At 44.6% G+C, this 14,006-nt stretch carries 9 protein-coding genes; 6 read left to right on the top strand and 3 right to left on the bottom strand.

What is annotated here, in order from left to right:
- Positions 1–3 precede the first annotated feature (3 nt).
- Together trpC and trpD are read right to left on the bottom strand one after the other, a co-directional pair.
- Positions 4–813: an indole-3-glycerol phosphate synthase TrpC gene (gene trpC, locus DXD25_RS07795; protein WP_117662699.1), complete on the bottom strand. Its 810-nt coding sequence runs from the start codon at positions 811–813 to the stop codon at positions 4–6.
- 5 nt (positions 814–818) lie between these two features.
- On the bottom strand, positions 819–1,823 hold the full coding sequence (gene trpD / locus DXD25_RS07790; RefSeq protein WP_176425571.1) for an anthranilate phosphoribosyltransferase: 1,005 nt from the start codon (positions 1,821–1,823) through the stop codon (positions 819–821).
- Between the two features lie 568 nt (positions 1,824–2,391).
- Here trpD and DXD25_RS17455 point away from each other — a divergent pair.
- Together DXD25_RS17455 and rpe are read left to right on the top strand one after the other, a co-directional pair.
- Positions 2,392–2,520: a hypothetical protein gene (locus DXD25_RS17455; protein WP_254918927.1), complete on the top strand. Its 129-nt coding sequence runs from the start codon at positions 2,392–2,394 to the stop codon at positions 2,518–2,520.
- Between the two features lie 32 nt (positions 2,521–2,552).
- Positions 2,553–3,218 carry a ribulose-phosphate 3-epimerase gene (rpe, locus tag DXD25_RS07785; protein ID WP_117662697.1) on the top strand — a complete coding sequence of 222 codons (666 nt, stop codon included), beginning with the start codon at positions 2,553–2,555 and terminating at the stop codon, positions 3,216–3,218.
- A 102-nt stretch (positions 3,219–3,320) separates the two neighbouring features.
- On the opposite strand, the gene DXD25_RS07780 is transcribed toward rpe, so the two are convergent.
- Positions 3,321–3,917 carry a sigma-70 family RNA polymerase sigma factor gene (locus DXD25_RS07780; protein WP_117662695.1) on the bottom strand — a complete coding sequence of 199 codons (597 nt, stop codon included), beginning with the start codon at positions 3,915–3,917 and terminating at the stop codon, positions 3,321–3,323.
- Positions 3,918–4,135: 218 nt separating this feature from the next.
- Between DXD25_RS07780 and DXD25_RS07775 the strand changes: the two genes are divergently transcribed.
- The 4 genes from DXD25_RS07775 to DXD25_RS07760 all read left to right on the top strand — a co-directional run bounded on the left by DXD25_RS07775 (position 4,136) and on the right by DXD25_RS07760 (position 13,944).
- Positions 4,136–6,739, top strand: a complete 2,604-nt coding sequence (locus DXD25_RS07775) for a glycoside hydrolase family 88 protein (protein ID WP_117662693.1) — start codon at positions 4,136–4,138, stop codon at positions 6,737–6,739.
- A gap of 343 nt (positions 6,740–7,082) precedes the next feature.
- Positions 7,083–10,325: a TonB-dependent receptor gene (locus tag DXD25_RS07770; RefSeq protein WP_117662691.1), complete on the top strand. Its 3,243-nt coding sequence runs from the start codon at positions 7,083–7,085 to the stop codon at positions 10,323–10,325.
- A 28-nt stretch (positions 10,326–10,353) separates the two neighbouring features.
- A complete protein-coding gene (locus DXD25_RS07765) occupies positions 10,354–12,294 on the top strand; it encodes a RagB/SusD family nutrient uptake outer membrane protein (protein ID WP_117662690.1) in 1,941 nt (646 codons plus the stop codon).
- Between the two features lie 36 nt (positions 12,295–12,330).
- The gene (locus tag DXD25_RS07760) at positions 12,331–13,944 is read left to right on the top strand and encodes a DUF5123 domain-containing protein (RefSeq protein ID WP_117662689.1); all 1,614 of its coding nucleotides are present in this window, start codon (positions 12,331–12,333) and stop codon (positions 13,942–13,944) included.
- Positions 13,945–14,006: the final 62 nt, after the last annotated feature.

Here is a 14,006-nt window from a genome sequence, read left to right as displayed (position 1 = left end):
TGCCTATGATTTTAATTGATTGATAAATTGAGCGAGCGCCTCTCCAGGCTCAGCCTGTTTCATAAACTGCTCACCCATCAGGAACCCCCTGAATCCACCTTCTTCTCTTAATCTAAGAACAGTCTGGGGCTGAGAGATTCCACTCTCACTCACTCTGCATACATCTTTCGGAAGCATTTCAGACAGTCGGAAACTGTTTTCCACATCCGTCACAAAGGTTCCGAGGTTGCGGTTATTGATTCCGTACATATCCGGTTCCAACTCTGCATATTCGAAATCACGTTCGCCATGCATTTCCAAAAGAACCTCCAATCCCAGCTGATGAGCCATTCGCATCAGATTTCTGCATTCTTCCTTGGAAAGACAGGCAGCAATCAGCAACACCGCCGAAGCTCCACAATATCGAGCCTGCAAGAGCTGATATTCATCTACCACGAAGTTCTTATATAATATAGGTAGAGTTACACCTACATGGCGAGCCTCCTGGATAAACTCATCATAGCCACCAAAGTAATCTATGTCTGTGAGGATACTCAGCGCCGTTGCCCCATTCTGCTGATAGCTTAGAGGAATGATACTGGCCTTTCCCTCTTCCTTGATCCATCCTTTGCTAGGAGATTTACGCTTGAACTCTGCGATGATTCCAGTCTCCGACTTCATCAACGCTTCCTTCATGCTTCCACCCGGAACACATCCTTCATCCTCCTGCATCTTCTGCTCAGTGAGGGTAATCATCTGGCGGGGTTGGATAAAGCGTTTACGCTGTTCTATCTCGATTCTCTTGTGAGCGATGATTTCTTCTAAAATATCCATTTTCCTTAACTATTGAGTTCCACGAATTTCTTGAATGTAGCAAGAGCCTTTCCAGAATCAATGCTTTCGCGTGCAATCTCCACGCATTCATCGATGCTCTTCTTTCCCTTCTCCATCACCTGGATGCCGAAGGCTGCATTGGCGAGCACGATATTCTTCTGCGCTGGCAGGGCACGATTTTCGAGCACTGCATCAAAAATATCTTTTGCCTCCTGCTCGGTAGCTCCGCCTCTTACCTCTTCAGGCTTGGCAATCCCGAAGCCCAGGTCCTGTGGTTTGAAGATTCTCTCGTAATTGTTGGTAGTAACCTTGAAATCACTGGTAAGTGAAATTTCATCATAACCATCAATACTGTTTACGATTCCGTAATCTATGCCGATTTTCTGGTAAACCTGATTATAGAGACGCATCTGGTCGAGGTTGGCAACACCGAGCAACTGGCATTTTGGCTGACTAGGATTAACCAAAGGTCCCAGGAGATTGAAGACGGTAGGAAACTGAAGTGCCTTGCGGATAGGACCCACAAACTTCATTGCCTTGGCGAAAAGCTGAGCGTGAAGATAAACGATTCCAGCCTCATCGAGAGAACGGTTGAGTTTATCAAGATCATCAGTAAACTGTACTCCGTGATTCTTGATAACATTGGAAGCACCACTCACCGAAGTTGCAGCGAAGTTACCATGTTTAGCCACCTTATATCCTGCACCAGCAATGACGAAACAAGAGGTAGTAGAGATATTGAAAGTATTCTTGCGATCACCACCAGTTCCTACAACATCGATATATCGGTCACAATTGAGAATGGCAGGAACACCAGTCTCCAAAATACCATCACGGAAACCGAGAAGTTCATCTACAGTCACACCGCGCATCTGCAAACCAGTAAGCAGGGCTGTAATCTGTTCCTCGGGAAACTCACTCTGAGTAATTCCCAGGATAATATTCTTGGTCTCTTCACGGGTCAACTCCTCGTGGTTCAACATTCTGTTCAAGATATTCTTCATTTCCATAATCCTGTTCTCCTATATATTTTTATTTTGTTAATACTCTTTCAAGTAAGAATCATTTTCCGAAACTCCCCAGATATGTAAAAAGGGCCTGTCGTAAGTTACGGCAGGCCCTTAGTATATTTGGATTTGCATCCACACGGGTACTCGACTCACGACTTTCTAGATCTTGAGTTACGCCACCACCATGCTGTAGATACAAACGAGTTCATCATATTTTTAATTTTTTATTTTGTTTCTTTTAATTATAATTTGTTACTGGCATAGTCACTACAACTAATCGATTGCAAAATTACACTTTTTCTACAAAATAGCAAACTTTTTATCTAAAAAATAATCATTTTAACAGAAAAAAGTTATTTTCTTCTTATTTTTCTCTTTCTTTTTCCCCTTACACCTTATTATATATAAGTAATCGGAGTACTATTCACAAAAAAATATAAGCACCAGATATAATAAAACCACAAGGTCATCGTTTATGAATATATAAGCATCATGATGAGGAATCATTCCCATAACCGATGCCAATCAGAAACAGCATAGTATTAATCAATTCATAAAAAATATGCCTATGAAGCATTTATTTACTTCCGAAGAGATGAGACCATCTGCCAAGACCATCTATTTCATCAAACAGATGGCTTACACTTATCGCGCATTCAAGAAGAATGAATCTTGCAAGGCGTATTTCATCAACTGATTGCAACATATAATCAAAGTAAAGAAATAAAGATGAAGACAATGGTTTCCCCTTCTCTCCTCTCAGCCAATTTCATTGACTTGAAGAGCGATGTAGAAATGATCAATAAGAGTGAAGCAGACTGGCTCCACATGGATATTATGGATGGTGTATTCGTGCCCAACATCTCCTTCGGTTTTCCTGTATTGGAAGCCGTGGCAAAAGTTTGCACCAAACCTCTCGATGTACACTTTATGATTGTACACCCAGAGCAATACATTGAGCAAACCGCCAAGATTGGTGCCATGATGATGAATGTGCACTACGAGGCATGCACTCACTTACACCGTACTATCCAGCAGATTCATGCTGCTGGTATGAAGGCTGGCGTAACACTCAATCCTTCTACTCCTGTAAATGTCCTGGAAGATATCATCTGCGATGTGGATATGGTGCTGCTGATGAGCGTGAACCCTGGATTCGGCGGACAGAAGTTTATAGAAAACACCATCAAGAAGGTACATCGCCTACGTAAGCTCATCAAGGAGAGCGGCAGCCATGCACTTATCGAGATAGATGGTGGTGTACAGGGTGAAACTGCCCCACGACTCGTACAGGCTGGAGCCGATGTACTGGTGAGTGGCAGCTACGTCTTCAAGAGTTCAGATCCTTGTGCAACTATTCACAATCTGAAAGAATTGAAAAAGGAAGAGGACTAAAGAATTTCGACCTGTATGGTTGAAATTACCCAATACGCCCTGAACCAACGATATAGAAGTAGCAAGAAGATTAAACTTCCCGCTGATAAAACAGCGGAAAGTTTAGTCAAGCTGCAAGCTGATGTGATAGTCCTTCGCCATACGACGTAGGTTATGAAGCGCATAACGCATACGTCCCAGACTCGTATTGATACTCACATTCGTCAATTCAGCAATCTCCTTGAAAGTCAACTGCTGATAGAATCTCATATATATGAGTTCCCGCTGGTTAGGAGGCAGAAAATCCACCAACCGTCTCACATCGCTCAACACCTGGTTGCGCACGATTTCCTTCTCCACAAAACTATCCGTCACAGCATCTCCCTTCAGACGAGAAAGATCATTATCGTTATGCTGGTCGGTAAAAAGCAGATTTTTGGCATCACGATAGCCATCGACAATTACATTGTGAGCTATACGCATAAGCCATGAGACAAACTTACCATTAGGCGAATATTGCCCTTCTTGAAGTTTGACAATCGCCTTTACGAAAGTTTCCTGAAATATATCGTTCGCCAGCTCTTCATCATGTACGACAAAGAGAATGTAAGAAAACAGCTTTACCTCACAGCGGGACAGCAATAGGTCAAAAGCCTTATTGTCGCCCTCGACGTAAGCCAAGGCCAATTCTTCATCTGTCATTTGATTGAGTTTTCTCATTTCTTAATCCTTATTTTATCATTAAGTAAATGTCTAAATCGATAGGCGAATCTTTATTTGAAGTATTAATAATGTTAAATTTCACCGCAAAGATACACTTTTTTGTTAGAACAGCCAAATTTTTAACTAAAAAACTATCGGAAATATATTTTTTTTATGTATCTTTGCAACCAAATACAACAAACAAAATTTTTATTCATTAATCTCTGAAACAAGCAATGAACCGATTATTCAAGACATTACTATTGGCTTTGCTCATTCCTGTATGTACTTATGCATCAGGATGGAACGACGAAGAATACAAGCGTATTGAGCAGAGCATTCAGTTGCCGAAACTCGAAACTACGGCTAAGAAGTACGACATTTCGAAGTTTGGCGCTAAAGTGACCAACCCGGCGGCTCAAAACCAGAAAGCCATCAACCGCCTCATCGCCCTCGTATCCAAGAAGGGCGGCGGAAAGGTTATCATTCCTAAAGGTACCTGGAACACTGGAGCCATCGAAATGAAAAGTCATGTAGAGCTTTCTCTGGAAGAGGGAGCAACCCTCCACTTTGTATTCGATACCAAGCTCTACCCATTGGTTCGCACCTCTTGGGAAGGACTGGCATGCTGGAACTACTCGCCATGCATCTACGCATACAAGGCTACAGACATCGCCATTACCGGTAAGGGAACCATTGATGGCGGCGGAAGCAACGAAACCTGGTGGCCGATGGTAGGCAAGGTTATGTTCGGCTACAAAGAGGGAATCACTAAGGAGGCTCAGAATCTAGGCTCTCGTGCCAAGCTCCTCAAGCAGGCTGAAGACGGAGTGGAGTTCGACCAGCGCAAGTTTGGACTCGGACAGGGTCTTCGCCCACAGCTCATCAACTTCGTACGCAGCGAGCGCATCCTTATTAAAGATGTAACGCTGCTCAACTCACCATTCTGGGTCATCCACCCATTACTCTGCAAGAACATCACGGTAAGCGGTGTAACCATCTACAATGAAGGTCCAAACGGAGACGGCTGCGACCCAGAGGCTTGCGAGAATGTACTCATAGAGAACTGCCTCTTCCATACCGGTGACGACTGTATCGCCATCAAGAGTGGCCGCAACAACGATGGCAGACTTTGGAACCAACCATCCAGAAACATCATCATCCGCAACTGCAAGATGGAAGATGGACATGGTGGTGTAGTGATAGGTTCTGAGATTTCAGGAGGATGTGAGAACGTGTATGCAGAAAACTGCGTAATGGACTCACCGCATCTTGAACGCATTCTCCGCATCAAGACCAACAACTGTCGTGGTGGCATAATCCAGAACATCAACATGCGCAAGATTACAGTCGGTCAGTGCAAGGAAGCTGTAGTAAAAATCAATCTCGACTATGAGCCAAAGGAAATCTGCTACCGCGGATTCGAACCTACCGTAAAGAATGTAAGCGTAGAAGATGTAACTTGCCAAAAGAGCAACTATGGCGTGCTCATCATTGGTAGAAACGAGGTAGAGAACGTAAGCGACATTTCAGTGAAGAACTGTAACTTCAACGGTGTTCAGAAAGAGCCGGTGAAGATTACCGGCAAGACCAAGAACGTGAAGTTTGACAACCTCACCATCAACGGATCGCTTGTACTCAACAAGGAAGATCGCCCTTACCAGACTTACTCCGAGTGGCTTACCCATAGCGAAATGCAGCGCACCCCTCACCCTTATAACCTCGACTTCAGTCCAAAGAAGCCACGCTGGAGCTATGTGATGGGAATCGAGATGGAAGGTATGCTCGACACCTATTTATATTATAAGGAGAAAAGAGATGCAGCCAACCACGACCGCATCCTCGAATATCTGAAGGAATATCCGGCAAAGATGATAGATGAGAAGGGTAACATCACCGGCTACAAGTACGAGGATTTCAATCTCGACAATGTACGCACAGCCAAGTTTATCCTCCGCATGCAGAACCTCTTCCCTACCAAGGGCAATGAGCAGGCACTGAAGACCCTCTTCAAGCAACTCCAGAACCAGCCTCGCACCAAGGAAGGCGTATATTGGCACAAGGCTATCTATGCCAATCAGGTTTGGCTAGATGGAATCTTCATGGGCTTGCCTTTCTACTGCAACTATGCCGTACAGAACCTCAAGCCAAAGAAGGCGAAGAAGATTCTAGACGATGCCGTAGATCAGATCATCAAAACCGATTATCGCACATACGATGAGAAGACTCAACTCTGGAAGCACGCCTGGGACGAGACTCATCAGCAGTTCTGGGCAGACAAGGAAAACGGCAAGAGCCAGCACACCTGGGCAAGAGCTTTGGGATGGTACGTGATGGCAATGACCGAGTGTCTGGAGGCTATGCCTGAAGACTATGCACGCCGAGGCGAAGTAATTGCTCTCTTGAACAAGGCAATGGAGAGCGTACTGAAGTATCAGGATAAGAAGACAGGTGTATGGTATGACGTGATGGATGTGAAGGATCCTCGCAACTACCTGGAGAGTACTGCATCCAGTATGTTTACCTACGTTCTGCTGAAGGGCTATCGCAAGGGCTATCTCAGCGAGAAGTTCCGTGATGCGGGTGTCAAGGCATATAATGGAATCATCAAGGAGTTTATCAAGGTTAATCCAGACAAGACTATCAGTCTGACACGCTGCTGCGAAGTAAGCGGTCTGGGTCCTGGCCCTGGTCCATACGTCAAGAAGCCAAACTTCAAGCGTGATGGCAGTTTCGAGTATTACATCAGCGAGCCTATCCGCGAAAATGACGCCAAAGGTGTAGGTCCATTCATCTGGGCAAGCCTGGAGATGGAACAGCAGGGACTGGCTGTGAAATAAAAAAGTGACGCGTCCTAAAAGAACAAAATCGTCAAAAATAATCAGTAAGACGATACATTTGTTCTTTTAGGACGCATTACTTTAATTTAGCTCATACCTATTCCTTCAAAGAATTTCACAATAAAAAACGCAAAAAAGAAAACGTTTACGTACGATTTTCCCAACAAAAGTAAATGTAATCCAATTATTTTTAATATATTTGCACACAGAAACTAACAATGCAACTAGGTCACAATACAATTTGTTTTCCAAATTGCCAATAGTTTTCTACTTAAAAATACAAAATCAAAGAATAAACAAACAGATAATAAACAAACATAGTATAAATCTAACCTATAAGTGTATGTCTGGTAATTATAACAGAAAGAAAATTGCGCTTGCAGGCGCGCTCATGTTCATGGTAACAAGCGTCTCTGCGCAAACTGTAAAGGGTGTTGTTACTGACAATACGGGCGAGCCAATCATCGGCGCATCTGTCATGGAGGTAGGTGTAGCTGGCAATGGTGGCGTGACCGACATTGACGGTAATTTCACAGTGAGCTTAAAAGGCAAGAGCAAGAAACTGAAGGTTTCATACATTGGTATGAAAGCGAAGGAAGTAAGCGTTGCAGGTAAAGAAACAATCGACATCAAGCTTGAGGATGACAACACAACCCTCAATGATGTTGTAGTAATCGGTTATGGTACTGTTAGAAAGAAGGACCTTACGGGTTCTGTCTCATCTATCAGCGACAAGCAGATTGCTAACATTCCGGTATCTAACGTAAGCGAGGCGATGACTGGTAAGATGGCAGGTGTAAACATCACCACATCTGAAGGTTCACCAGATGCAGACGTTAAGATTCGCGTGCGCGGTGGTGGTTCCCTTTCACAGGACAACTCACCTCTCTACATCGTTGACGGCTTCCCAGTAAGCTCTATCAGCGACATCGCTCCTAGCGAAATTCAGAGCATCGATGTCTTGAAGGATGCTTCTTCTACTGCCATCTATGGTGCTCGTGGTGCCAACGGTGTCATCATCGTAACAACCAAGAGCGGTTCTGAAGGTAAGACTCAGGTAAACTTCAACGCATCTTTCGGATTGAAGAAGGTAACTAAACTGATCAAGACTCTCGATCCTTACAACTTTGCATACGCTCTCTTTGAGAACGGAGCAACAAACTATGGTGACTACGACGATCTCGACATCTGGAAGTCTGTACAGGGTACTGACTATCAGGATGAGGTATTCGGACGAACTGGTAACCAGAAGCAGTATAATGTAAGCGTAAGCGGTGGTACCAAGGACATTAAGTATAATGTAGGTTTCTCTCATAACGATGAGAAGAGCATCATGCTTGGTTCTGGCTATGCAAAGAACAATGTAAATGCCAAGATCAACGCCAACTTGAACAAGTGGTTGACTCTCGACTTCAATGCCCGTATGGCTTATACCAAACTTGATGGCTTGAATGGTGGTGCCGACACTAATGAAAGCAATGCTGCTAACTCTACTGTAGCCAACACCGTAAAGTTCTGGCCAGTTTATCCACTCACAGACGCTGATGAGGATGAAGAAAACTCAACATCTGTTGAGCGCAACCCTGTAGAGCGTATCACTGATACCTATAAATATCAGGAGCGTTTCCAACAGAACTACAACGTAGGTTTGAACTGGAAGCCATTCAAGGGTTTGACTTTCCGTAGTGAGTTCGGCTATGGTTGGAAGTACAACAATACCGATCAGGTTTGGGGTTCTAATGCAACAACCAACTCAAAGTATGGTTTCAATGGTCAGCCACAGTCACAGTTCATTCGTTTGCAGAACAAGAACTGGCGTAATGCAAATACAGTAACATACGACAATACCAAGTTGTTCAATAACCACCACCTCAATGTACTTTTGGGTCAGGAGTGGAGCAGCAGTCAGGATGTTTCACGTACCAGCACATCTGTAGCATATCCAACCTCTATGACTATCCAGGAGGTTTTGGCAAATACAGCAGCAGGTACTCCTCTCAACAATGAGAGTGACATCAAGGCAGAAGAGAACATTCTCTCTTTCTTCGGTCGTGTGAACTATACTATTGCAGACAAGTATCTGGCAACATTCACCATGCGTGCCGATGGTTCCAGCAAATTCGGAAAGAATCACCGTTGGGGTCTCTTCCCATCTCTGGCTTTGGCATGGCGTGTTTCTGATGAGGCATTTATGAAGAGCACTTCCAGCTGGCTCTCTAACTTGAAGGCTCGTTTGAGCTTCGGAACTGCGGGTAACAACCGTATCAACTCAGGTCTGCTTTCTACCACATACTCTATGGCTAGCAACACCGCAAAGCCACCATTCTGGGCGGAGAACCGTGCCGATATGCTCGAGCATGGCTCATATCTCTACAATCCAGACTTGAAGTGGGAGACAACAGTAACCCGTAACTTCGGTATCGACTACGGTTTCTTCAATGGCCGCATCAATGGTACTCTGGATTTCTACTGGAATACAACCAAGGACTTGCTGATGCGTACAACCATCCCTTCAAACACTGGTTATAGCTATCAGTTCCAGAACTTCGGCAAGACCGAAAACAAGGGTGTGGAATTGGCTCTCAATGCTGTGATCGTTGACAAGAAGAACTTCGGTTTGAATTTCAACTTCAATGTATCTTACAACAAGAACAGCATCAAGGACCTGGCTGGCGAAGGTTCATGGCAGAGCAGTAACTGGAGTGGTTCAACCATCTCTAAGTACGAAGACTTCCGTATCGAGAAGGGCGGTCGTCTTGGCGAACTCTGGGGTTACAAGACCAATGGTTTCTACACAGTTTATGATGCAGCAACAGGAACAGGCGATCTCGTTCTCCTCGGTACAGGTAAGTGGGCTTTGGCTGATGGCGTAAAAGACAACAGCTCTTCCCTCTTCGGCGGTCTCTATCCTGGTAGTCCAAAGGTAGAGTGCGATGAGGATGGCAAACCATTGAAGCAACGTCTTGGCAATACCGTTCCTACAACTACTGGTGGTTTCGGATTCGATGGACACGTAGGTAACTTCGACTTCAATGTCTTCTTCAATTACTCTCTTGGAAACAAGATTGTGAATGGTACCAAGTTGGCAAACTCATTCTATTCAGGTTCAAACAAGAAGTACAACCTCGTAGATGATTTCCGTCTTGAGAATCATTATACATGGATTGATCCTGCAACAGGTTTGAACCTCGGTAAAAGCGTAAGTTCTACCATCATCGCCCAGTATGGTGGTACAGAAGGCGTGATGAACAAGTTGAACGAGCTCAACCAGGGCAAGTCTATCTGGAACCCAGCAGCCGTATCACAGATGGTCATTCTTGATTATGCTGTAGAGGATGCTTCATTCCTTCGCTTGCAGAATGTAACAGTAGGTTATACATTCCCTAAGAAATGGATTGCTCCATTGCACATCAGCAATGTACGAATCTACTTTACCGGTTACAACTTGCTTTGCATCACCGGCTACAAGGGCTACGACCCTGAGGTTGATACAAGCAGCAAGAACAACCCAATGTGCCCAGGTATCGATTATGCAGCTTATCCAAAGAGCCGCACATTCGTAGGTGGCATCAACGTTACATTTTAATTAATCTTTTCAGAATATAAATACAGATATGAAGAAGATCATTTCATCATTCGCACTCACTATGGGTATGCTCAGCATGGTGTCTTGCTCAGATTTCCTGGATAAGACTTCACCATCAGAGCTGAACACTGAGTCTGTGTACAATTCTACTTACTACACAGGTTTGCGAATCAATAAGATATATGGTGGCTTGTCTGATGACCGTACATACGCACAGGACTTCAGTATCGTAATGGGACTGAATACCGACTGCGAGCTCATCGATGCTCTTGACAATACCACCGTTCACGCTACAGGTAACTATCGTGGTGTGATGAACTACAACGTAGATCCTGGTTTTACCAACCTTGACAAGGTGTGGACCAACATGTATAAGGTTATCGAGGACGCTAACCTCTGCATTGAGGGTATCCGCCAGAGCCCATTGCTCAACTCAGGCAGCAAATCAGAGGTAAACACCATGAAGCGTTATCTGGGTGAGGCTCTTACCTTGCGTGCCATGGTTTACTTCGACCTGGTTCGTACATTCGGTGATGTTCCTTTGAAGTTGGAGTCAAGTAAGTCAGACTTGTCTAATGCATATATGGCAAAGACAGATCGTGATGAAGTATTGGACACCTTGATGAACAACCTCGACGAGGCTATCGAGTACTTGCCATGGGCTGACAAGGTTACAGGCTATACAACAGAGCATACAACCAAGGGTTATGCACATGGTCTCTTGGCTCAGATAGCAATGACCCGTGCAGGATATGTAATCCGCGAAAAGGCAAAGGATGGATATGAGACAGCATCTTACAGTGATGCAACCTACCCTACCCAGCGCCCAGGTGCAGCAGAGCGCAAGGCTCTCTTTGAGCGTGCCCTCAGCCACTGGACAGCACTCATTACTGATGGTACTCACTCTCTGAATCCATCTTTCGAGAATGAGTGGGAACTTGTAAACCAGTTGAAGCTCGACCAGTCTTACCACGAGAACCTCTTCGAGATTCCTCTGGGTGAGAATGTAAGTGGCGAGTTAGGCTACACAGTTGGCGTACGTCTTAGCGGCGTTACAACCAAGTTCGGTTACGGCAACTCATCAGGTAAACTGAAGCTCACAGCTCCATTCCTCTATTCATTCGACAAGAATGACACACGTCGTGACATTACTTGCTCTAATATCGAAATCAAGGATGACGACAACAGTGTAACCAAGGAGAATATGAAGGGTAACAACCCATTCGAAATCTATGTCGGTAAATGGGATGCCCGCAAGATGGGTGCTTCATGGCTTGCAAACAACCTGAAGGCTACTGCTAAGCACACAACAGGTATCAACCCTGTCAAGATGCGCTACTCTCAGGTATTGCTCTACTACGCAGAGTGCTTGAATGAGCTGGCTGGTGGTCCTGATGCTCACTATACCGGTGATGCTGGTCTTACAGCCCGTGAGGCATTAAAGGAAGTACATACCCGTGCTTTCGATGCAAACCACAAAACAGAGGCTGCCGCATACGTAGATGCTCTGACTGCAGATAACTTCTTTGACGCCCTCGTTCAGGAAAATGCATGGGAGTTTGCAGGTGAAACAATCCGTAAGTACGACCTGATCCGCTGGAATCTCCTGGTTGAGAAGATCAAGGAGTTCAAGCAGCAGTATATCGCAGACCTTGAGGCAGGCAAGTATCAGACTAAGCTCTACTTCAACTATAAGGATGAGGCAAAGACTCAGATTGATATGAGCAGTGTAACATGGTATGGTTTGCCAGAAGGCAAGACTGCTGCCGATTACCAGGGTAGCCAGGATTCATTCGGAAAGGCTAGCCTCACATCTGGCACAGACAAGTTTGTCAATACAGCATTACCTCTTATCAGCGATGGTCTCGTAGGTGACGACGTAAAGGTGAAGAACCGCTACATCATGCCTATCGGTAACTCAACCATCGCCGATTCTAACGGTACACTTCAGAACTCATACGGTTGGTAATCATCGTAACAAGAATTCAGAAATACAGAATATTATATGAAAATCAATAATATAACTAAAAAGGTATGCTTAGGAGCCACAGCGCTCCTGGCTGCCATCTCTTTCAATTCTTGTACTGACAAGAATGATTGGGACGTAGATGCATCTTACGACCGACTCTTCCATACCACCTCACTGAGTGTAACTCCTCAGGACGATCGAGTAGGCATAGAGTTCAAGAAGATGCCAAATACAACAAAGTACATCGTAGAAATCAGTACTGATACGCTCAACAATGAAGTTGCTGAAAACGCCAATGGCAAAAGCATCATCAAGGAATTGACTTCTACTCCAGATACCATCTATGACCTGCAGGGTTCTACCAAGTACTACATCCGTATGCGTGGCTTGAACGATGAGGGCAAGACATCCAACTGGAAGTATCTGGATAAGTATAGCTTCAAGACCAAGTCTGAGCAGATCATCACAGATGTTACACCAGGAACCTATACTGCAGATGTAGCATTCAAGGCTGGCAAGCAGATTGATGCTGCCTATATCTACAAGGACAAGGATTCTGTGAAGCAGGATGTAACAGCTGCAGAAGTAGCTGCTGGCCTGGTTACTCTCAGAGGCTTGAAGGCTAACACTTCATATAAGGTGAAGCTCTGGAATGGCGATGTAGTACGCGGTACTTACAGCTTCAAGACTAACGAAGCATTCCCAGAGGGCTATCAGATCATCACTCTTTCTGAGAATGATGACATCAACGACATCATGGCAAATGCCGAGAACGACAAGATTGTCATCGTATTCCCACAGGGATTGAACTACCAGACACCACTTGACGCAGACGGAAAGAACAAGGTTCCTACCATCCCTGCCAATATCAAGAGTGTTTACTTCTGGGGTGCTGCCGGTGACAATACACCAACCTTCAACGTCGTAGGTGCTAAGTTTGACAGTGATACAAATCGTGGCGTTATCCGCTTCTACAACCTCAATCTTGTCAACAAAAACAAGAAAGACAATTATATTTTGAACATCTCAGGTTCAAATAACATTGAGGCAATCGAAATGGAGAAATGTAATATCTCTAATACACGTGGTGTTATCCGCTTCCAGAGCATCAAGAGCGAATGCAAGGTGGGTAAGGTAAGCATCAACAACTGTGTTATCAGCAATATCGGTAGCTATGGTGTGATCAATGCAAAAGACCAGACCAAGATGACGCTTACAGACATCAGCATTACTAACACTACCATCACAGGTGTTGAGGCTGGTGCTATCATCAATACCAAACAGGCGAAACTGAATATCACATTGGATCACTGTACAATCTACAACAGCGTACAGACAGGCAAATCAATGTTCGATGTCAACAAGCTCAAAGATACCAAGGTTATCATGAGTAACTGCTTGATTGGTCCATTCTATGCTGCAGACGATACAACCATCAAGGGTGTAAGTATGAAGGGTCAGCAGGATATAACCAGTACATTCTATACCAACGATATGAAGTGGAATTCTGGCTATGAGATAGGTGATGAGTTGAGCGCTTCTTCAACAGAGTTGTGGGAGGATGCTGCCAAGGGCGACTTCACCATCAAGAATGCACTCCGTTCTCAGTATCAGAACTACGGAGATCCACGTTGGATTGTTGTAGAATAGAACAAGTTCATACCGTAATATTAAAGAGGGTGTGTCATAAGTCTATGGCGCACCCTTTTCGT

The sequence above is a fragment of the Prevotella sp. TF12-30 genome (assembly GCF_003436715.1).
GTDB lineage: Bacteria > Bacteroidota > Bacteroidia > Bacteroidales > Bacteroidaceae > Prevotella > Prevotella copri_A.
Note: the sequence above shows the minus strand (reverse complement) of the source record. Positions and strands in the feature narration are given on the sequence as shown.